The following is a 20,840-nucleotide window of genomic DNA, read 5'->3' on the forward strand; positions in this document are numbered from 1 at the left end:
CTCCTGCCCGATGGCGGCCCGGCTCAGGCCGGAGCGCCGAAGTTGCGCGCGAGCGATTCGGCCACGCACACCGGCTTGTCGCTGCCCTCGCGCTCCACGGTCACCAGCCAGGTCATCTGCATGCCATCGGGCGCCACGGGCTCGGCAGCCTGCAGCGTGAGGCGCGCCCGCAAGCGGCTGCCCACCGGCACCGGCGCAGTGAAACGCACCTTGTTCAGCCCGTAGTTGACGCCCATGCGCGCACCCTCGATGGTCAGGCCCGTCTCGAAGAATTGCGGAATCAGCGACAGCGTGAGAAACCCATGCGCAATGGGCGCGCCAAACGGCCCGGCCTTGGCACGCTCGGGGTCCACATGGATCCACTGGTGGTCGCCCGTGGCCTGGGCAAACAGGTTGACCTGTTCCTGCGTGATGGTGATCCAGTCGGTCACGGCGACCTCCTGGCCCACGCAGGCTCTGACTTCGGAATAAGAGCGGAAGATTTTCATCGTTGCAATGTAGCCCTGCGCTCCGGCGCGCCTTGTCTGCCGGGTGACAGGTGTTTTCCCGGGGGATTGGATGTACGTCGTGCTTCACGCTGTCCTTCAAGAATTGAGCCACGTGCAGATCCCTTGCCACTGCTCCAGGTCGCGTGCCACGCGGCCAGGGGCCACGTCAAACAGCGTGAGGCCGTGTGCTGCCAGGTGGATGTAGTTCTGCGTGTCACGCAGATAGCCCAGCACCGGAAACCCCAGGCTGTCCACAAAATGATGCAGTTGCTCGGCCGCCTTGGTGCGCGCATCCACCCGCATGCCGACGATGCCCACGGGCACCCCGGCGGCGTGGCGGTGCTCGGCCAGCTGGTCCAGAAAGGCCCGCGTGGCAAAGATGTCGAACACGCTGGGCTGCAGCGGCACGATGACCTTGTCAGCCAGCTTGAGCACATCGTTCAGGCGCCAGCCGTGCAGGCCAGCGGGCGTGTCGAGTACCGCGTGGGTGGTGCCCTTGGGCGGGCGGCTGATGACGTCCGAGCTGGTGTCCCAGCTGCCGATGGGGCGCGCAGCGGGCGGGCGCAGGCCCAGCCACAGCCGGGCGGACTCCTGCCGGTCGGTGTCGCCCAGAATCACGGGATGCCCCTGGCTGGCAAAGTAGCCCGCGATGTTGGTGGACAGCGTGGACTTGCCCACTCCGCCCTTCGGGTTGGCGACAACAACTACTGGCATGACAAGCTCCTTGGAATCTGCAGGTCCATGAAAATACAAGCCAAATCAGCCTCAAGCGCAATATTCATATGCGCTAGCAGCTATCAAATCAGAAGCGCCCTCTGACACCCCAGCGGTGCCACAGCCGCCTCAGGCGTGCTGACCACCGCGCTTGACGAAGAACAGCCCCGCCCCCACCGCCATCAGCAAACCGCCAAACACGCGGTTCTGCGCCCGCACGGCCCGCGCACTGCGCATCAGGCGGCGCAGCGCGCTCGCCCCCGCAGCGTAGCCGTGCATGACCACCACGTCCACCGTCACCGTGGTGGCGGCCATCACCAGCAGTTGTGTCCACAGCGGGCGCGTGTCGGTCATGAACTGGGGCAGCACGGCCACCATGAAGATGATGCCCTTGGGGTTGGTGGCGTTGGTCAGAAAACCGGTCAGGCAGCGTTTTTGCCAGGTGCCAGCGGCCTCATGCTCATCGCCTTGCGTGATGGGCGCATCGCCCGCACGCCACTGGTTGAAGCCCACATAGATCAAATAGCAGGCGCCCAGCACCTTGACGATGCTGAACGCCACCTCGGACGCCAGCAGCAGCGAGCCCACGCCCGCACCGGCAATCAGCAAAATCAGCAACAGCCCCAGCTGCAGGCCCAGGATGGTGGCGCCCGTCTTGCGCACACCGAACGACAGACCATGACTCATCGACAACACGGCCCCGGAGCCCGGCGACACCGCAATCAGGCAAGACGCCGCAAAAAAAGCCAGCCAAGTCTGCAAATCCATGGGTCACCGTGCCTGTGTGCGAAGAAGGGCCCGCATCTTAGCAACGCAGGGCCCCCGGCACCATGATCTGCATAAAAACAGGCGCAGGCGCTAGATAATCACGCCTTAATAGCTATCAAATAAATAGCGCCACAGATCCAAACCACGGCAACCGCCCCGACGCCTTGCGGCGGTGCCAGAATCTGGCACACCCGCCCCGCTCGTCGGCGCGCGGTGTTCTGCCTCCCCACGACGACCTCCAGCGCACTCTGCCCCATGGAACACGCCCCCACCTGGCTCACCTACGGTTTCCTGTACCTCACCGCCGCCGTGCTGGCCGTGCCCATTGCCAAGGCGCTGGGCCTGGGCGCCATCATTGGCTACCTAGCGGCAGGCATCGCCATCGGGCCCTGGGGCCTGGGGCTGGTCAGCAACGTGCAGGACATCCTGCACTTTGCCGAGTTCGGAGTGGTGCTGATGCTCTTTCTGGTCGGGCTGGAGCTGCAACCCAGCCGCCTGTGGGCGCTGCGCCGCCCCATCTTCGGCACCGGCACGGCCCAGGTGCTGGGCTGCGCCGCTGTGCTGTTTGCGCTGGGCGCGCTGGCCGGCTTGCCCTGGCGCGTGAGTCTGGTGGGTGCGCTGGGACTGGCGCTGTCGTCCACAGCCATTGCGTTGCAGTCGCTGGCCGAGCGCAACCTCATGCGCACGCAAAGCGGGCAGGCGGGCTTTTCGATCCTGCTGTTCCAGGATGTGGCGGCCATCCCCATCCTGGCCCTGCTGCCGGTGCTGGGCGCAGCCGCTGGTGAAGGCGCGGGCCACACACCGGGCGAGATGGTGCTGGAGGTGCTCAAGATCGTCGGGGTGATCGCGGCCATCATCCTCGGCGGGCGCCTGCTGCTGCGCCCCGTGCTGCGCTGGATCGCCAAGAGCAAAACCCCCGAAATCTTCACCGCCGCCGCGCTGCTGCTGGTGGTGGGCATTGCCTACCTGATGGTGCTGGTGGGCCTGTCGATGGCGCTGGGCGCCTTCCTCGCCGGCGTGCTGCTGGCCGACAGCGAATACCGGCGCGAGCTGGAGGCCGACATCGAGCCCTTCAAGGGCCTGCTGCTGGGGCTGTTCTTCATCGCCGTGGGCATGAGCATTGACTTCGGTGTCATCTTGCGCTCGCCCGGCCTCATGGCCGCCATCCTGGTCGGCTTCCTCGCGGCCAAGGCGGTGGTCATCTACGCCCTGGCCAAGGTGGTCGAGATTCCCTACCAGGAGCGCCCCGTCTTCACCCTGCTGTTGGCCCAGGGCGGCGAGTTCGCGTTTGTGGTGTTCCAGGCCGCGGCGGGCGCCAGCGTGTTCCCGGCGGAAACCGCTTCGCTGCTGATTGGCGCCGTGGCGTTGTCGATGCTGATCAGCCCACTGCTGCTGGTGCTGCTGGACCGCGTGCTGCTGCGTCGCTATGCCCAGCTCAAGTCCGCCAAGCCCCAGGCCGAGGAAATCTCCGAGCCGCAGGAGGCGCCCATCATCATCGCGGGCTTCGGCCGCTACGGACAGATCGTCTCGCGCGTGCTGCTGGCCCAGGGCATCCCCACCACCGTGCTGGACCACAGCGTGGACATGCTGGAAGTGGCGCGCACCTTTGGCTACCGCGTGTTCTACGGCGACGCCACCCGCCTCGACCTGCTGCGTATTGCCGGGGCCGAACACGCGCGCATCCTGGTGGTGGCCGTGGACGATGCCGAGCAGTCTCTGCAAATCGCCAAGCTCGCGCGCGAGCACTTCCCCCACCTGCAAATCGTGGCCCGCGCACGGGATGTGACTCACTGGAACAAGCTGCGCGACCTGGGCGTGACACTGGTGCAGCGCGAGCTGTTCGAGTCCAGCCTGCAAAGCGCCCACACCGTGCTGGAGCTGATGGGCCTGCCCCCCGCGCAGGCCACCGCCATCACCCAGCGCTTTCGCACCCACAACATCGCGCTGGCCGACCGCATGTACCCGCACCACAAGGACCGCGCCAAGTTCATCGCCGTGGCGCGCGAAGGTCGCAACCAGTTTGCGGAGCAGATGGCGCGTGAGCGGCAGGAGAGTGCGGCGCTGGGTGCGGCGAGTTCGGCGTATCCCGGTTATGGGGAGCCCTCCGGCGAGGGGTCGGAGACAGCCTTGCCTGACAGCATTAGAGCAACCCCGCCACACTAGGCGCAAGCGCCTGCAATGCAGGCTCCCAATGCCGCAGAATCAGCAGCATTCAGTGACTCATTGGCCGGCCGAAGCAGTTCAGCCGCATCAAGGGGCGACCGGCTCAATCGTGAGGACGTGGAGCACGGACTGGCGATCCGGGACCGTCTCAACATCTGTCCACGCAGCATCCAGACCGAACGCCTGTTTGGCACTGCGTGCGCAAGCCGCGACTTGCACCACCCCCGACTGCGGCACCACCGTCAGACGCACGCTGGACGGGACGCGCCCCTCCCATCCCACGGCAATAGCGTAGTAACGGGTGATGAACTGGGCCGAGCGACCAAACCGTTTGTGCAACGCCTGCAGGTGCGTGCCGGTCAGGCAGTAGCGATGCCGCAGCGTTGCTCTGCCCAGCTCTTGCAGGGACATCTGGGCGTAACCAGGACGAAGCCGATAGCGCATATCCAACGTTTGCCCAGGGACCACCGCAACCCCCAATGTGCGTTGCGCGCGCCACTGGGCCAAATAGTCACCGCCGGACGAGCTCATGGCACCGGCCTGCGTCAACTTCGATCGGGTTTCGGTCGGCATGTCTTCCGTGGGAACGAATGGCGGTGTGTCAGCAATCAACCATGGACTCACCTTGGCGTCGCTGAGCAGCGCTGAGATATCCGCCGTACCCACCGTAGCGCGGAAAGACTCCGTGTAAGGCACAGGCTGGCCATTGCTGAAAAACCGAAGTTCGGGGAAATGGCGGTCCGGATAGGGCTCCGAGTCTCCCGACCATCCGAAGACCGGACCTTGCACCCTCAACTGGATCGGGTTGGCCAGGGACGGCCCTGGAGTCAGCGAAACGTCGGCCTCTTCCGCTTCGAGGTAAACCACAGCACGCGCGATCTCAGCCCCACGCGACAGCGGAGCTTGCGGTGCCAGCACGATGCGGGGTGTCACACCATCGCTGCGCTCATCCGCCAGAGCCCCCCCCCCCAAGCCAAAACTGCCACAAACGAGCAGCACTAGCCGGGCGGAAAATAGCAGTGGGCGCATCCGTTCAAACATCGCGATAGTCATGGTGCGCTGGTTTGGTAACGGTAGATTTTTGGTGGATCAGGCCGCCAGTAGCGCAACGATGCTGGCATATAGGCTGCGCCATTCGGATGGGTGGCCGTGTAGATGTCATTTTGTTGCGTCCAGCTCCTGCCGCTCGCGTTGGTGCGCTGGGTGGTGGCGTCTTCCTTCTGCAGTGCAGAGCCTGCGTAAATTGCCATGTGATTGGGCCAAGACAGGACGTCTCCCGCCTGCGCCGTCTCTTCCGCAGTGAGCAAACGAAACAGGCCGGAACGCTGGGCATAAACGGGGAAAGTACCCGAAGGCTGGTAGTCGTACGGGAAACCCGCCGCGCGGTAAATCAGGAAGGTCGTTCCGCTGCAATCGCCAGCAACCCCTTTGACCGAGGCTGCACCTCGCAATGCGTAGGCCGTTCCCTTCCAAGTGGCCGCCTCTCTGATGATGGACTGTGCTTCATTAGCGGTGATATCGCGCCTTGTCGTCTGCGTCATGTGGGAGTTGCTTGTTTGCGAAGATTGCCGCTGATCCAGGCCAAAACTTGAAGGTTGCGGTCATGGACGGCCTGTCCACCGCCCGCAGCCTGGATCTGCAAAGCGGGTGATCGTATCTGTGGCACCTGCGCTTGCTGGAGTGCTGCGCATGCCAAGGTGTGCCAGGCAAGAAACATTTGCACCAAACTGCTTCATCGAGTGCCAACCCGGGCGCCAACGTCGCGACCTCATCCGCTTGCAAAAAATCAAACAAGAATTATTCGCATTACAATTCTAAGCATACTGCCAGCCAACGTCCCGATACGCCACGTGAGCCAGCGCCTCCTGCGTTTGTTGTCCGCTCACCTTCATCGGGACTCCCATGTCTTCTCAGCCCCTGCGCTCCGCGCACGCCCCGCGATTGCCAGCCGTCCGCGCGGTCACCCTCTTTACTCTGACCCCGCTGGCCCTGTGCCTCGCCCAGGCCGCCATGGCGCAACAGGTCAGCACACCGGCAGCAGCCCCGGCAACGGCCGCCCCCCAGCTCCAAGAAGTCCGCATCAACGCCAGCACCGAAAAAGACATGGGCTTTGCACCCGTGGAGGCCCAAACCGCCAGCAAGGCGCCCATGCGGCGGCTCGAAACTCCGCAGTCCGTCAGCGTGGTCACGCGCGAGCAGATGGAATCGCGGCAGATCACCAACGTGCAGCAAGCGCTGCAGACGGTGGCGGGGGTCAGCCCGGTCAACTTTGGCCGCCGGGGGTTTGACGATCTGAATATCCGGGGCTTTCGCTCCACCGAGTCCATCCTGGTCGATGGCCTGGTGCAAAGCCCGGGCATGTGGGCCAAGCTGCAGCCTTATGGCTACGAGCGCTTCGAGGTGCTCAAGGGCTCGGCCTCGGTGCTCTACGGCCAGGTGCAGCCGGGCGGCATCGTCAATGCGGTGAGCAAGCGGCCCAAGAAGGAGGCGATCAACGAGGTGGGTGTGGAAGTGGGCAGCTTCGGCCAGCGCACGCTGCAGGCCGACATCAACCGGCCCTTGTCCGAATCCGGCAAGACGGCGCTGCGCATCAACGCACAGGTGTCCAACGCCGACGACCCCACGCAGTTCGTCTACCGCAAGGACCGGTGGTTTGCGCCCTCGCTGTCCATCGACCTGGGCGCGCAGACCGACCTGGTGCTGTTTGCCACCTACAGCCAGAGCGAGTGGATGCGCCAGCAGGGCATCACGCCCTACGGCACGGTGCTGCCCAACCGCAATGGCACGTTGTCACGCACGATGTTCACGGGCGACCCGAGCTTCGGTGTTTATGACGTGGAAAGCACCACGGTGGGCTATGCGTTGGAGCATCGCCTGTCGGATGCCATGACCTTCCGCCAGAACGTGCGCTACGAGACCGAGAAGGGCACGGGCAACTTCGTCTCCAACCAGGCACTGCAGGCCAACCAGCGGCTGCAGAACCGCCAGGCCTCGCGCCAGTACATGGACTACGACCTGCTGGCCACCGACACCTCGCTGCTGTCACGTTTCGAGGCGCTGGGCGTAAAGCACCAGCTGGTGACGGGACTGGATGTGCGCAGCGGCACCAGCCTGCTGGCCAGCCGCACCTGCCGCATCGGCGCGCTGGACCTGTTCGCGCCCGTCTACGGCATGCAGGCCACCTGCCCCGAGGCGCTGACCAGCGATGCGCCTTCCAAGCTCACCGTGGCGGGCCTGTATGCGCAGGACCAGATCAAGTTCGGCCAGGGCTGGACGGCCCTGGTGGGCCTGCGCCGCGACTGGTCCACCAACGACACCAACAACCGCGTGGCCAACACGCAGACGCGCCAGAAGGACAACGCCACCACGTTGTCGGCCGGCCTGGTGTACGAGTTCAAGCCCGGCTGGGCCGCGTATGGCAGCTATGGCGAATCGTTCCTGCCCCAGTCGGGTTTGACGTTTGCAGGATCGAACTTTGTGCCCGAAACCGGCAAGCAGTGGGAGGCGGGCGTGAAGTACGAAGCCCCTGGCGGCCAGGTCACCGGTGCGCTCGCCGTGTTCGACCTGGTGCGCCAGAACGTGACCACCGCCGACCCGGTGAACACGGGCTTCAGCGTGCAGACCGGCGAGCAGCGCGCGCGCGGGCTGGAGCTGGAGCTGGGCGCCGACCTGAAGAACGGCTGGAAGATCACCAGCGCCTACACCTACACACAAAGCAAGGTCACGCGCGATAACAACGCGGCGATTGTGGGCCTGCCGCTCAACCTCACGCCGCGCCACACGCTCACGGCCTGGGCCACCTACAAACTGCCGCAGTACCAGCGGGTGACGCTGGGACTGGGCGGACGTTATGTGAGCGAGCAGATCGGCTCGTACCCCTTCACGCTGCCGTCGTACTTTGTGGCCGATGCGTCCGTCAGCTACATGGGCGAGAACTACCGCGTGACGGCGGGCGTGAAGAACGTGTTCAACAAGGCGTACTACGACGGCGCGATCAACGCCAACGTGGTCTCGCCCGCATTGCCCCGCAGCTTCAGCCTGGGTGTGACGTACTTCTTCTGACGCAGCGCCCCCACCCTGCCGCCCACACGCCATGACCAGCCAGCGCACGCTCAACCGCCTCTTCACCCTGCATTCCTGGGCCGGCATCGTCACGGGGCTGCTGCTGTTCATCGTGTGTTTCTCGGGCGCGGTGGTGGTGTTCAAGAACGAGATCGACCTCTGGGCCAACCCTTCACTGGCCAAGCTGCCACGCTCCGAAAAGCCGGCCTCGCTCGACGCGGTGCTCACGCAGCTGCAAACCCGCTACCCGGGCGCGACGGTGGAGACCATCGCGCTGCCCGATGCGGTCAACCCCAGCTACTTCGCGTTTGTGCGCGAGCGCGGAGCCCCGGCCCACACGCGCACCAAGGTGGCCTTGCGCTCCGACACCGGCACGGTGGCGGGCCCGGTGGACAGCCAGCTCGGCCAGTACCTGCGCATGCTGCATGTGTTCCTGTTCTTCGGGCCGCGCTGGATCGTGGGGTTCCTGGGCGTGGCGATGCTGGTGCTAATTACCACCGGCATCGTCATCCACCGCAAGATCTTGGCCGAGCTGTTCACCCAGCGCTGGGGCCGCAGCTTTCGCGTGGTGATGTCGGACCTGCACAAGTCCGCCGGCATCTGGGGGCTGGGCTTTCACATCCTGATAGCCACCACCGGCGCGTGGATGGGCCTGGCGCCGTTGTTCGAGCAGGGCTACAAGTTCATCACCACCCCTGCCGCAATGGCGCCCTCTCAGCCCGTGCGCAAGGCCGAGGGCAGCGAGCCTGCGCCCATGCAGTCGCTGGATGCGATGTATGCCATCGCACAGCAGGCCGTGCCGGGGCTGGAGGCGCGCTATGTGTCGCTGCGCCGCTGGGGCACAGGCACCGCCGAGGCGGGTTTCACCGGCAACCTGAGCGGCCACCTGGCCAGCACCGCGCGGGTGGACATACATGCCGTCACAGGCACTCCCAAGAAGGTGCACGACCCACGCACGGCGGGCTTCTGGTCGCTGGTCAACAGCCTGATGGAGCCGCTGCACTTTGGCGACTTCGGCGGGCTGGCGCTCAAGTGGCTGTATTTCTTTCTGGGCATGACCCCGGCGTTTTTGTCGATCTCGGGCACGCTGATCTGGCTGGATGCGCGCCAGCAGCGCAGGCGCGAGGCCGACGCGGCACATCCGGCGTCCGCAGGCAACTCCATCGCGGCGGGCTGACAGGCATCAGCCCCCACCTTCCACACCACACCCACCATGCAACGTTTCTTTCTGGCCCTGCATGCCACCGTGCCCGCCGCGCTCCTCGTGGCGGTGTTCGTACACCTGTGGGGACCTGCGGGCTTGGCCCCGCTGGCGCAGCGGCCGGTGTGGACGGTGTGGGTGCTCATTGCCGTGTGGCTGCTGATGTCGGCCCTGGCCGCGTGGGCGCTGCGCACGCTGGCGCTGTGGCGGGTGGCGCTGGGCAGCACCGGGGCGCTGTTGGCTGTGGCGGCGCTCACCGGCCTGGCACTCGGTAGCGCCCTGGCACCTGCCATGGCCCTGGGCCTTGTGGTCACAGGTCTGGCCTGTGCGGGCGTGGCGGCGTTCATGGGCCCGCAGCGGGTACAGCAGGTTCATCGGCGCCGGGTGAGCCGCCCGTCCATTGCGATCATCCCGGTGGCACCACGGCATGTGGTGTCCCACACGGACCGCCACTGGCCATTGGCACCGCTGGCGCACCTGCCCTTCTGGATTTGCGCGGCGCTGGCGGTGGAGTCATTCCGTCTGGCGCACATCGTGGCGGTTGAGCCAGTTCGATCGGCCGGCATGCTGGGCCTGCTGCTGTCCTTTTTTGTCGGGTTGCCTGCGGCCACGGTGCGCACCTGGGCGCCCCGCACCAGCGCCCTGCTGTGGCTGCTGGCAGGGCTGGCCTGTGCCGGCCTGGCAGCCAAGGCCGGGCTGCAGCAAGGCTGGGTGGCCGCCATGCTCTGCACGGCAGCAGCCTGCAGCAGCGTGCGGCCGCTGCACCACCGGCTGGGGGCCCGGGGCCTGGGCCATCGCAGCCGCACCCGTCACACCCCGCGCCACCCACAGCCCTCGGAGACCGCATGAACGAACTGCTGGGCATTGCCGCCTCCTTGGCCTCGCTGGTGGCACTGGCCTGCTGGGCCCGCACAGTGCCCACCCGTGCGTGGGGCGATGACACACCCACGGGTGCGGCGCGATGGTGCGCCAAGGCGGTGGCGCTGGGCACCTTGCTGTTGCAGACCACCACCGCCAGCCTGGCTGCTGGCTGGGTCGCCGGTGTGGCCCTGGTGCTGGCCGCATGGATGGTGCAGGGCTGGTTGCTGGTGCTGGCCATGAACCTGTGGCCCCAGGCCAGCCAGCGCTGGGCACTGCGGCTGGGGTGGCTGGGCCTGGGCGGATGTGTGCTGGCGCTGGTGGCCTGCGCATTGGGCGAGGGCCTGCTGCGCTGAGTGGACGCAGGCGAGTGCTGCACCGGGACCTGACGGGGCCCACCGGGCATACACAACACCCATCGGCACATTTTTTGCTCAAAATGCGCTCAAGCGCTACTGATTCATACCTCAATAGCTATCAAATATATAGCAATCACCCCCCCATGGAATCGCCAGCGGCCACGGCACAATCGTCGCCATGGATTCGCTGATCATCAACGCCCCCTGGGTGCACACCCTGCGCTTTGTGCTGGAAGTGGCCGCCACCGTGGCTTTCGCACTGTCGGGTGTGATGGCCGCCGCGCGCAAGCGGCTGGATGCCGTGGGCGTGTGTGTGGTGGCCTTCGTGGCCGCGTTTGGCGGGGGCACGCTGCGCGATTTGCTGCTGGACCAGCGGCCCTTTTTCTGGATTCGCCACACCGAGTTTGTGTGGGGCATTCTGGCGCTGTGCATCGGCGCCATGCTGTTCATGCGCCAGCGGCACTTTGAGCCCACCGAACGCGCCATGCTGCTGCCCGACGCCATCGGCCTGGGCCTGTTTGCCGCTGTGGGCGTGGACATTGCCACCGCCATTGGCATGCCACCCATCATCAGCGTGATGATGGGCGTGACCACCGGCGTGTTTGGCGGTGTGCTGCGCGACGTGCTGTGCAACGAGGTGCCCCAGGCCTTCAGCGACCACCGCCCCTATGCGCTGTGCGCGTTTGCGGGCGGCTGGGCCGACGTGGCCCTGCGCCAGATTCAGGCTCCCGACTGGGCGCCGCTGGTGGTCTGCGTGCTGCTCACCGCCGGGCTGCGCGGGCTGGCGGTGTGGCGCAACTGGGAGCTGCCCGCATGGCGGGTGTGACCAAGGCTGCCAGCTCTGGCGCAGCAAGGCTGGCGCACCTGTGACAGCATCCAGAGCCCGGGGCCCGCACACTGGCCTTAGAACCTGTTCAAGATCTTTTTGGGGATCGCATTGGAGTGCAATCGGGATGAGTGGAAGCGTCGGATGCGCCGCGTGGGCTCTTGCCCATGCAAGCAGCCGGGGCGCCAAAACTCCGAGTTCATCGGCCCGATTTCACTCCAACCCTGCGGGCAAGTGCCTTGCCGGGCGGTCTGCTGCGTTGCGGCGCTTGTTGATAGCCGTGCTATCAACTGCGCACCGCGCCTTGTATCCCACCCCGGCAAGGTACTTGTGCGACCCCGAAAAGACCTTGAACAGGTTCTTAGTCCGACTGCAGGAGACACCCCCATGACCGACGCCCCCACGCCCGCCCACCTGCACGCCACGGCCCTCATCGACAGCGATGCCCCTGCTGTGAAGGCCTATGCCGCCGAACACGCGCGTGGCGCCACCGACCGTGAGCGTGCCGTGGCCCTGTACCTGGCCGTGCGCGATGGTTTCCGCTACGACCCCTACCGCATCGACCTGTCGCCCCAGGGCATGACGGCCAGCACCGTGCTGGCCAACGGCTATGGCTGGTGCGTGCCCAAGGCCGCGCTGCTGACGGCCGCATGCCGTGCGGCGGGCATCCCGGCGCGCATGGGATTTGCCGATGTGCGCAACCACCTGAGCACCGAGCGCATGCGCGAGACCATGAAAACCGACCTCTTCATCTGGCATGGCTACACCGACATCTGGCTGGACGGCGCCTGGCGCAAGGCCACGCCCGCCTTCAACATCGAGCTGTGCGAGCGCTTTGGCCTGCTGCCGCTGGAGTTCGACGGCGAGAACGATTCCATCTACCACCCGTTCGACCAATCGGGCGCACGCCACATGGAATACGTGCACCAGCGCGGCGCGTTTGACGACATGCCGCTCGCGCAGATAGTGGCCGACTTTCGCACGGTGTACGGCGGCTGGCTGCAGGGTGACGCCACCCGCAGCAGCCTGCAGGACGCCAGTTTTGCCAACGACATTGAAAAGGAAGCACGCTGATGACGCACGCCCCCGAGAACGCCACCACCGCCCCCATCCCCGCAGGTTTTGCGCCGCTGGTGGCCGGGGGCCCTTACATCCAGCACAACGGCCCGCTGTATGTGCTGCACCAGGGCAACGTGGTGAAGTTCGGCTTTCGCGTGGAGCCGCGCCACACCAACCCCATGGGCAACCTGCACGGCGGCATGATGGCCACGTTCTGCGACATGCTGGTGCCGCTGTCGGTGCACCGCAAAAGCGACCAGGTGTCGGACCGCTTCTTGCCCACCATCAGCCTGCAGATCGACTACCTGGCCCCCGCCCCGCTGGGCGCCTGGGTGGAGGGCGAGGCCGAGCCGCTGCGCATCACACGCTCGCTGGTGTTTGCGCAGGGCCTGGTCACCGCCGACGGTGTGCCGTGCGCACGGGTGAGCGGGGTGTTCAAGATCGGGCCAGCGGTGCCCAGCAACGCTGTGGAGTGAGCCCCGCGCAGGCTCGGCATTGCAGCGCGTCAATGTGCCCTTGTGCTGATTGCCCCCGATTGCATCGTCACATCGGTTGTTCTATTTAATTCATAGATATGCATTTTCGACAAATTGTCGTGTATCTATGAGTAATTCATATCATTCAGCCCTCTTTCTTCTGAAAGCCATAATTAATTCATAGATGTTCAAAAATAATCAATTGAACTAACATCTATGAATGCCATCCCAAAACACCAAGCCCGCTGACTACCCCCAGGCAGTTCTTCAGCAGATCGCGTTGCTCGCGCAGAACATCGTGATTGCTCGCAAGCGCCGCAAGGAAACGCAGGCCCAGTGGGCCCAACGGCTGGGCGTGTCTCAGCCCACCATGGCGCGCATTGAGCGGGGCGACCCGTCGGTGTCGATGGCGTCGTATGTGATGTGCATGTGGCTCGTCAACCAGGCCCAGGGGCTGGCCGACCTGATTGCGCCGCAGAACGACCTGGCCTCTCTGGAGCAAGAGGTGGCCAGAGCCCGGCCTCGGCTCAACGCTCGGGCCAGGGCACAGAAGCAGGTGAAAGTCCCACAGAAAACTTCCACAAAAGCGGCGCCCAAAACACAAGTCTCCCCCATACCACCCGCATCAAAAGTCAATGCGCCCTTCCACTCAACGGACTCACATCAAGCAAGAGAGGAGCGCTTGTTCCCGGGGATAGATCAGACGAATGCGGCCAAGAAAGCAGCCTGGATGGCTACAGGACTGGACCAAGAAGAGCAGATCAAACAAGCCACGCGTATGGCCACTGGGTTTGACCAAGAGGTAGAGCTCAGGAAAGCCATGAGAGTGGCTGGACTAGATCAGGAGGAAAGTATCAAGAGAGCCACGCAGATGGCAACTAGGATAGGCGTTGAAGAAGAAATAGCAAGGGCCCTAGGGATCCCAGGACTCGGCGCACCGGAACGCCAGCCCAACAGTACCGCCGCTGGTTTGGCCGCTCTAATCCTTGGCCAAAAGAAAGCGCAGCCATGAACCCGACCAACAAGACGCAGCAAGTTACGCCGCGCTCCTATGTGCCGCAGGACACGCTATACGTCTGGGTGCTGGTCAACCCCAATCAGCCCGTCCTGGCCGGGGCCGTGGGCCTGTCACAACTGGTGCCCAACTGCGCCACCTTCAGCTACGCCGCAGACTGGTGGCAATTCGCTCTGAGCGAGGACCTGCCCCTGCTGGCAGGCCAGATGTTCAGCGCAGGCCACAAGGACAGTGCTCCCGGCGCCATCGACGATGCGCGGCCAGACCGTTGGGGCGAGCGCATCATCCGCCACATCGACCGCCCTGCGCGCCTGTCGATTCTAGAGATGCTGCTGTTCGCTGGTGACGACCGCTTTGGCGCCTTGGGTATTTCCACCTCAGCCGAACAGTACATCCCCCGGCGCATCGGGCCGTACCCGCAATTGCGTGATCTGGAGGCCATGGTGCGGGCGGTGGAAGAGGTGCAGTCTCAAGCCCCGGTCACGCCCGAAATCCAGCGGCTGGTGCAACCCGGCGTGACGCTGGGCGGTGCGCGTCCCAAGGCACTGCTGCAAACCGACAGCGGCCCCTGCGTGATCAAGTTCAGTGAGCTGGACGACAGCGTGGACACGCCCCTCATTGAGCACGCCACCATGACGCTGGCGGCCCAGGCAGGCATCCATGTTGCCACCACGGGCGTGCTGCCCATTCCATCGCGCTTGGGCATGGGGCCTCAGCGCCATGCACTCACGATCCAGCGGTTTGACCGTGTGCAGCTGGCCACGCTGAACCTGCGCGTGCACTGCATCTCTGCCAAGACAGCGCTGGCAGCGGCAGGACTGGCCGAAAGCTACGGCGCGCTGGCCACCGTGCTGCTGCGCCAGGCGCACCCCGATCGGCAGAAAGCCCTGCGCGAAGAGCTGTTCCGGCGCATGGTGTTCAACATCCTCATGGACAACACCGATGACCACGAGCGCAACCACTGCCTGCGCCTGGGCTTCGACGGCTACTACGACCTGGCTCCCGCTTTCGATGTGGTGCCCACGCTGCAGAACATGGGCTACCAGGCCATGGTGGTGGGCCAGCACGGCGCGCAGTCCACACTGGACAACGCGCTGACCGAGCTGAGCGAATTCGGTATCACACGGGCACGTGCCATTGCGCTGATTCAGGAAGTCGCCCAGGCGGTCGAGCAATGGCATCGGCATTTCCTGCAGCACGGCGTCTGCGCGGCAGACATGGAGCAATTGACGGCCAGCATCGACCGCGATGCGCTCCAGCAGCAGCGCCGGGCGTTCTGCTGAGCTTGCCTCTGCGTAAGCCTCAACGTCTCTCAGCGCTCCTGCACACCTAGCTGCTCTACCACATGCTCCACAAACCGCGCCAGCTTGGGCAGTTGCCGCCGGTCGGGCGCATACACCAGGTGCATCGGGCGCGGCACGGGCAGGCAGTGCTGCATCACCGGCACCAGCGCGCCACTGGCCAGGTCGTCAGCCAGTAGCACCTCGGGTTGCATGATCAGGCCCAGGCCGCGCAACGCCGCCTGACGCAGGCCATCGCCCTGGTTGCACACAAAGCGCGCGTTCTCGGGCCAGAAGAAATCCTCGTTGCCGTCGCGCAAGGTCCATTCCACCCGGCGCTGCCACACCGAGTGGCTGAGGCACTGGTGGCGCGCCAGGTCTGCCGCGCGTTGGGGCGTGCCGTGGCGCTGCAGGTATGCGGGTGCTGCGGCAATCACCATGCGGTAGGGGCGCAGCGGGCGCGCCACCAGGCCCTCGTTCACCACCTGGCCAATGCGCACGGCCACGTCAAAGCCCTCGCCTGCCAGGTCCACCACGCTGTCGGTGAGCTGCAGGTCCACACGCACCTGGTCGTGGCGCTGCAGAAAGTCGGCCACCAGCGGCGCGATCACGTGGTTGCCCAGCGTGAAGGGCGCGCTCACCCGCAGCAGGCCCTGCGGCACGGCGCGGCTGCGCTCCACGGCGGACTCGGCCCAGCGCACCTGCTCCAGCACGCGTTTGCTGTCGTCGTAGAACGCGGCGCCCACCTCGGTCAGGCTGTTCTGGCGCGTGCTGCGCTGGAACAGGCGCGCGCCCAGGTGGGTCTCCAGCTGCTGGATGTGCTTGCCCACCATCACGGCGGAGATCTGCAGCTGGCGCGCGGCAGCGGCAAAGCTGCCGGCCTCCACCACGGCCACCATGACTTCCATATTGCGCAGCTTGTCCACGGCAACTCCCTCAATTCCTAATCAATGGTTAGCACAAGCATAACTTGAAGGTACTTTATGTTCCGATTGATTAGCAAAAGAATCGGGCTGTCAGTTCCTCATCAACCCTTTTTGACACCCAAGGAAAACACCATGTCCAAGATTCTTCTCATCGGCGCGAGCGGCACCATCGGCCAGGCCGTGCTGGCCAACCTGGGCGCACGCCACGACGTGATCACCGTAGGCCGCAGCAGCGGCACGCATCGTGCGGACTTCTCGCAGCCAGGGGCGGTTGCCCAACTGTTCGAGGCGGTGGGCAAAGTCGATGCCATCGTGAGCACCGCAGGCAACCTGCACTTTGGCCCGCTGGCGGAAATGACGGCCGAGCAGTTCAACCTGGGCCTGCAGGACAAATTGCTGGGCCAGGTGCAACTGGCGCTGGTCGGCCAGAAGTATCTGAACGATGGCGGCTCCATCACGCTGACGGCGGGCATCCTGTCGATTGAGCCCATCCGCAACGGCGCCAGCGCCACGGCCGTGAACGCGGCCATCGAAGGTTTTGTGGCTGCCGCCGCCATCGAGCTGCCGCGCGGCCTGCGCATCAACGCCGTGAGCCCCACCATCCTCACCGAATCCGTGGGCGTGTACGGGCCGTTCTTCCCGGGGTTTGACACGGTGCCTGCCGAGCGCGCCGCACGCGGCTACCAGCGCAGCGTGGAAGGGGCGCAGACGGGGCGGGTGTACCGGGTGCAGTGAGCCACACCACCTGGATTTGAAAGAAAAATAGCTGCTGCCGCCCGTCTAACAAGCGGCAGCAGCTATCAATTTGGTAGCTGCGGTGATCGAAGGCGCGGATCAGTCGAGACTTGCGCCCGACTCCTTGACGACCTTGCCCCACTTCACGGACTCCGCCTGGATGAAGGCAGCAAACTGCTCGGGCGTTTCGCTGTACGTCTCGGCGCCCTGCTCGTTGATCTTCTTCTTCACCTCGGCCTGGTTCAGCACCTTCACCAGTGCGGTGTTGAGCTTGGCCAGCACCGGCGCAGGCGTGCCGGCGGGCGCAAACATGCCAAACCACGAGGTGGCTTCATAGCCGGGCACGCCCGCTTCGGCGATGGTCGGCACATTGGGCAGCTCGGGCGAGCGCTTGGCCGTGGTCACGGCAATGGGCACCAGCTTGCCACTGCGCACGTGTTGAATGGCCGAGGGCATGTTGTCGAACATGATGCCGATCTGGTTGCCCAGCAGGTCGGTCACAGCGGGTGCGCTGCCCTTGTAGGGCACATGCACCATGTCCACCTTGGCCAGGCTCTTGAACAGCTCGCCCGACAGGTGGATGGAGCTGCCGTTGCCCGACGAGCCGAAGTTGACCTTGCCGGGGTTGGCCTTCGCGTAGGCGATCAGCTCTTTCACCGTCTTGTAGGGCTGTGCCGGGTTGGCCACCAGCAGGTTGGGCACATTGGCCACGCGCGTGAGCGGTGCAAAGTCCTTGATGGGGTCGAACGGCATCTTCTTGTACAGGCTGGCGTTGATGGCGTGCGTGCCCACCGTGCCCATGAAGAGGGTGTAGCCATCTGCCGGGGCCTTGGCCGCCATGGCGCCGCCGATGTTGCCGCCCGCGCCCGCACGGTTGTCCACGATGACCGACTGGCCCAGCTCCGTGGTCAGCGCCTGGCCGATGATGCGGGCCAGGATGTCGGTGGTGCCGCCTGCCGCAAAGGGCACGACGATGGTGACGGGCTTGCTCGGATAGGCCTGGGCCAGCGCAGCGGAACTACCCAAAAGGCTAGCACCGGCGATAGCGGCGATGCCAGCGCAGGCAGCGGCCGACAGCGCGAAGCGGCGGGTGGCGTGGATGGAACGGGTCATGGTTTGTCTCCTTCAAGAAGGTGGATGAATGAATGGGTCGGTGCCACCAGCGCCGCGTGGGTCCGCGTCTGGCCGCGCCGTGGCCTCAACCGGGCGCCGAGGCCTCCGGACGAGAACGGGGGGCGCCCCTTGCGGGGCAGCAAGGAAGATCAGTTCAGGTTGCTAAACAGGCGCCACTCCCAATGTGGTGCCGCCGCATACGTAAAGGACCTGCCCGGTCACGAAACCGTTGTCGGGCGAGAGGAAAAACAGCGCCGCGCGCGCCACGTCGTCGGGCGTGCCCATGCGGCCCACGGCGATGCTGTTCAGGATGCGCTGCGTTTGCGGCGCACCGTCGGGGTTGCTCTGGCGGAAGAGTTCGGTGGCGATGGGCCCGGGACCAATCGCGTTAACGGTGATGCCGTCACGCCCCAGCTCCATGGCCAGCGTGCGTGTCATGCCAATCATTCCGGCCTTGGTGGCCGAGTAGACGATGCGCTCGCCCTTGCCCAGCGCGGCACGCGATGACATGTTGACGATGCGGCCCTGCCCGCTGGCGCGCAGCGTGGGCAGAAAGGCTTGCACCAGCAGCATGGGGGCCCGCAGGTGCAGGCCCACCACGTCATCCAGCTGCGCGGTGGTGGCAGTGTCGATGGTGCCAGGGCGCGTGGCGCCCGCGTTGTTCACCAGCGCCGTCACGTTGTGCTTGGCCGCAATCTCGGCCGCACGTTCGCGGGTCGATGCCTCGTCGGTCAGGTCGCCCTGGTACGAGGTGAGTTGCGGGTGGCTCCAGCTGGGCAGCACATAGTCCAGGTTGACCACGGCGTGGCCCTGGGCCAGCACGGCTTCGGCAATGGCGCGGCCAATGCCGTTGCTGGCGCCGGTGATGACGGTGACCGGTGTCGGGTTGCGCTCAATCACGGTCACACGCGCTCCAGGATCACGGCAATGCCCTGGCCCACGCCGATGCACATGGTGCACAGCGCGTACTTCCCGGCGTGCTCGTGCAGGCGGTTGACGGCAGTGGTGACCAGGCGCGCGCCGCTGGCGCCCAGCGGGTGGCCCAGCGCGATGGCGCCGCCCCAGGCGTTCACGCGGGCATCGTCGTCCTTGAGGCCCAGCGCGCGCAGCACGGCCAGGCCTTGCGCGGCAAAGGCTTCGTTCAGTTCGATCACGTCCACGTGGTCGATGGTCAGGCCCGTCTGCGCCAGCACCTTCAGGGTGGCAGGCGTGGGGCCAAAGCCCATGATGCGCGGCGCCACACCGGCCACGGCCATGCCCACCACGCGGGCGCGGGGCTTGAGGCCATATTTGGCAGCGTTGGCTTCATCGGCCAGCAGCAGCGCGCAGGCGCCGTCATTCACGCCGCTGGCGTTGCCCGCCGTCACCGTGCCATCGGGCCGCACCACGCCCTTGAGCTTGGCCAGCGCTTCCAGGCTGGTCTCACGCGGGTGCTCGTCCTGGCTCACGATGATCGCGTCGCCCTTCTTTTGCGGGATGTGCACCGGCACGATCTCGCGCGCCAGATGGCCGGCCTTGATGGCGGCCACGGCGTTGAGCTGGCTGCGCAGGGCCATCTGGTCCTGGGCTTCGCGCTCGATCTTGAAGTCGGTCGCCACGTTCTCGGCGGTTTCGGGCATGGAGTCCACACCGTACTTTTCCTTCATCAGCTTGTTGACAAAGCGCCAGCCGATGGTCGTGTCATACACCGCGTTGTTGCGGCTGAAGGCCGACTCTGCCTTGGGCATGACGAAGGGGGCGCGGCTCATGCTTTCCACGCCGCCGGCGATCATCAGGCCCGCTTCGCCCGCCTTGATGGCGCGCGCTGCCGTGCCCACAGCATCCAGGCCCGAGCCGCACAGGCGGTTGATGGTGGCACCGGGCACGTCAATCGGCAGGCCCGCGAGCAGGCTGCTCATGTGGGCGACGTTGCGGTTGTCTTCACCGGCCTGGTTGGCGCAGCCGTAGAGCACGTCGGTCACGGCCGCCCAGTCCACACCGGAGTTGCGATCCATCAGCGCCTTGATGGGGATGGCGCCCAGGTCGTCGGTGCGCACGCTGGAGAGCGCGCCGCCGTAGCGGCCGAAGGGGGTGCGGATGGCGTCGCAGATGAAGGCTTGGCGTTGTTGGCTCATGATTTTGTCTCCTCGTTTCTGGGGGTTGAATTCAGGCGGCTGCACGGATGGGCAGGCCCACCAGTTGCTCCAGCTCCGCCAGCGACAGGCCGGGCACGGTGTCGATGAGCTGCAGCCCGGTGGGCGTGCAGGCCAGTGTGCACAGATCGGTGTAGATGCGCTTCACGCAGGCGACACCGGTGAGCGGGTAGGTGCACTGCGTCACGATCTTGCTGGCGCCCTGCTTGGTCAGCAGGTCCATCATCACCCAGGTCTGCTTGGCGCCGATGGCCAGGTCCATCGCGCCGCCCACGGCGGGGATGGCGCCGGGCTCGCCCGTGCTCCAGTTGGCCAGGTCGCCCGTGGCGCTGACCTGGAAGGCGCCCAGCACGCAGATGTCGAGGTGTCCGCCGCGCATCATCGCGAAGCTGTCGGCGTGGTGGAAGTACGCGCCGCCGGGCAGCAGCGTGACGGGCTGCTTGCCCGCGTTGATCAGGTCGTAGTCCTCTAGGCCCGCAGCCGGCGCGGGGCCCATGCCCAGGATGCCGTTTTCGCTTTGCAGGATGACTTCGCGGCCTGCCGGGATGTGGTTGGCCACCAAGGTGGGCTGACCGATGCCCAGGTTGACGTAGGCGCCGTCGTGGATGTCTTGCGCCACGCGTTTCGCCAGCTCGTCTTTACTCCGCTTTTGATAGCTGCTCATG

General features: G+C 65.6%; 21 protein-coding genes. 11 read left to right on the plus strand and 10 right to left on the minus strand.

Translation table 11 applies throughout. From position 1 onward, the window contains the following. Window positions 1-23: 23 nt before the first annotated feature. From C8C95_RS04860 to C8C95_RS04870, 3 genes are all read right to left on the minus strand, one after another. Window positions 24-488, minus strand: a complete 465-nt coding sequence (locus tag C8C95_RS04860; RefSeq protein WP_116747841.1) for a MaoC family dehydratase — start codon at window positions 486-488, stop codon at window positions 24-26. Window positions 489-584: 96 nt separating this feature from the next. After that, window positions 585-1,202, minus strand: a complete 618-nt coding sequence (locus C8C95_RS04865; RefSeq protein ID WP_056066024.1) for a ParA family protein — start codon at window positions 1,200-1,202, stop codon at window positions 585-587. Window positions 1,203-1,331: 129 nt separating this feature from the next. After that, on the minus strand, window positions 1,332-1,970 hold the full coding sequence (locus C8C95_RS04870) for a LysE family transporter (protein WP_116747842.1): 639 nt from the start codon (window positions 1,968-1,970) through the stop codon (window positions 1,332-1,334). A gap of 255 nt (window positions 1,971-2,225) precedes the next feature. On the opposite strand from C8C95_RS04870, the gene kefC reads away from it, so the two are divergent. Next, the gene (gene kefC, locus C8C95_RS04875) at window positions 2,226-4,133 is read left to right on the plus strand and encodes a glutathione-regulated potassium-efflux system protein KefC (RefSeq protein ID WP_116747843.1); all 1,908 of its coding nucleotides are present in this window, start codon (window positions 2,226-2,228) and stop codon (window positions 4,131-4,133) included. An 87-nt stretch (window positions 4,134-4,220) separates the two neighbouring features. Here kefC and C8C95_RS04880 read toward each other — a convergent pair whose 3' ends face one another. Beyond that, on the minus strand, window positions 4,221-5,186 hold the full coding sequence (locus C8C95_RS04880; protein ID WP_116747844.1) for a hypothetical protein: 966 nt from the start codon (window positions 5,184-5,186) through the stop codon (window positions 4,221-4,223). Further along, entirely contained in the window at window positions 5,183-5,674 is a 492-nt protein-coding gene (locus tag C8C95_RS04885) for a hypothetical protein (RefSeq protein WP_116747845.1), read from the minus strand. Before C8C95_RS04885 ends, C8C95_RS04880 begins: the two co-directional genes overlap by 4 nt. A gap of 361 nt (window positions 5,675-6,035) precedes the next feature. Here C8C95_RS04885 and C8C95_RS04890 point away from each other — a divergent pair, with 361 nt between their 5' ends. The 9 genes from C8C95_RS04890 to C8C95_RS04930 all read left to right on the plus strand — a co-directional run bounded on the left by C8C95_RS04890 (window position 6,036) and on the right by C8C95_RS04930 (window position 15,272). Further along, window positions 6,036-8,195: a TonB-dependent siderophore receptor gene (locus C8C95_RS04890; RefSeq protein ID WP_116747846.1), complete on the plus strand. Its 2,160-nt coding sequence runs from the start codon at window positions 6,036-6,038 to the stop codon at window positions 8,193-8,195. Between the two features lie 31 nt (window positions 8,196-8,226). Then, window positions 8,227-9,372: a PepSY-associated TM helix domain-containing protein gene (locus C8C95_RS04895; RefSeq protein ID WP_116747847.1), complete on the plus strand. Its 1,146-nt coding sequence runs from the start codon at window positions 8,227-8,229 to the stop codon at window positions 9,370-9,372. A 36-nt stretch (window positions 9,373-9,408) separates the two neighbouring features. Further along, window positions 9,409-10,245 (plus strand): hypothetical protein, encoded by an 837-nt coding sequence (locus C8C95_RS04900; protein ID WP_116747848.1) that lies wholly within the window; start codon window positions 9,409-9,411, stop codon window positions 10,243-10,245. Next, on the plus strand, window positions 10,242-10,610 hold the full coding sequence (locus C8C95_RS04905) for a hypothetical protein (RefSeq protein ID WP_116747849.1): 369 nt from the start codon (window positions 10,242-10,244) through the stop codon (window positions 10,608-10,610). Before C8C95_RS04900 ends, C8C95_RS04905 begins: the two co-directional genes overlap by 4 nt. Window positions 10,611-10,791: 181 nt before the next feature. After that, entirely contained in the window at window positions 10,792-11,439 is a 648-nt protein-coding gene (locus C8C95_RS04910; protein WP_116747850.1) for a trimeric intracellular cation channel family protein, read from the plus strand. A 387-nt stretch (window positions 11,440-11,826) separates the two neighbouring features. Then, the gene (locus tag C8C95_RS04915) at window positions 11,827-12,513 is read left to right on the plus strand and encodes a transglutaminase family protein (RefSeq protein WP_116747851.1); all 687 of its coding nucleotides are present in this window, start codon (window positions 11,827-11,829) and stop codon (window positions 12,511-12,513) included. Further along, window positions 12,513-12,974 carry a PaaI family thioesterase gene (locus C8C95_RS04920; protein WP_116747852.1) on the plus strand — a complete coding sequence of 154 codons (462 nt, stop codon included), beginning with the start codon at window positions 12,513-12,515 and terminating at the stop codon, window positions 12,972-12,974. Before C8C95_RS04915 ends, C8C95_RS04920 begins: the two co-directional genes overlap by 1 nt. A 220-nt stretch (window positions 12,975-13,194) precedes the next feature. Further along, complete coding sequence (locus tag C8C95_RS23810; RefSeq protein WP_243415630.1) at window positions 13,195-13,986, plus strand: helix-turn-helix transcriptional regulator; 792 nt, start codon at window positions 13,195-13,197, stop codon at window positions 13,984-13,986. After that, on the plus strand, window positions 13,983-15,272 hold the full coding sequence (locus tag C8C95_RS04930) for a HipA domain-containing protein (protein WP_099729384.1): 1,290 nt from the start codon (window positions 13,983-13,985) through the stop codon (window positions 15,270-15,272). The genes C8C95_RS23810 and C8C95_RS04930 overlap by 4 nt, the downstream gene beginning before the upstream one ends. Window positions 15,273-15,301: 29 nt before the next feature. On the opposite strand, the gene C8C95_RS04935 is transcribed toward C8C95_RS04930, so the two are convergent. Further along, complete coding sequence (locus C8C95_RS04935) at window positions 15,302-16,195, minus strand: LysR family transcriptional regulator (protein WP_116747853.1); 894 nt, start codon at window positions 16,193-16,195, stop codon at window positions 15,302-15,304. A gap of 132 nt (window positions 16,196-16,327) precedes the next feature. On the opposite strand from C8C95_RS04935, the gene C8C95_RS04940 reads away from it, so the two are divergent. Continuing rightward, entirely contained in the window at window positions 16,328-16,930 is a 603-nt protein-coding gene (locus tag C8C95_RS04940) for a short chain dehydrogenase (RefSeq protein WP_116750140.1), read from the plus strand. A 99-nt stretch (window positions 16,931-17,029) separates the two neighbouring features. On the opposite strand, the gene C8C95_RS04945 is transcribed toward C8C95_RS04940, so the two are convergent. The 4 genes from C8C95_RS04945 to C8C95_RS04960 all read right to left on the minus strand — a co-directional run bounded on the left by C8C95_RS04945 (window position 17,030) and on the right by C8C95_RS04960 (window position 20,839). Continuing rightward, entirely contained in the window at window positions 17,030-18,043 is a 1,014-nt protein-coding gene (locus C8C95_RS04945) for a tripartite tricarboxylate transporter substrate binding protein (protein WP_116747854.1), read from the minus strand. Between the two features lie 162 nt (window positions 18,044-18,205). Continuing rightward, window positions 18,206-18,949, minus strand: coding sequence for an SDR family oxidoreductase (locus C8C95_RS04950; protein ID WP_116747855.1), 744 nt, complete (start codon window positions 18,947-18,949; stop codon window positions 18,206-18,208). Then, window positions 18,946-20,157 (minus strand): 3-oxoadipyl-CoA thiolase, encoded by a 1,212-nt coding sequence (pcaF, locus tag C8C95_RS04955; RefSeq protein ID WP_116747856.1) that lies wholly within the window; start codon window positions 20,155-20,157, stop codon window positions 18,946-18,948. The genes C8C95_RS04950 and pcaF overlap by 4 nt, the downstream gene beginning before the upstream one ends. A 31-nt stretch (window positions 20,158-20,188) precedes the next feature. Next, window positions 20,189-20,839 (minus strand): 3-oxoacid CoA-transferase subunit B, encoded by a 651-nt coding sequence (locus C8C95_RS04960; RefSeq protein ID WP_116747857.1) that lies wholly within the window; start codon window positions 20,837-20,839, stop codon window positions 20,189-20,191. Between the last annotated feature and the right edge of the window lies 1 nt (window position 20,840).

The organism is Acidovorax sp. 99 (genome assembly GCF_003096455.1).
GTDB classification, from domain to species: domain Bacteria; phylum Pseudomonadota; class Gammaproteobacteria; order Burkholderiales; family Burkholderiaceae_C; genus Acidovorax; species Acidovorax delafieldii.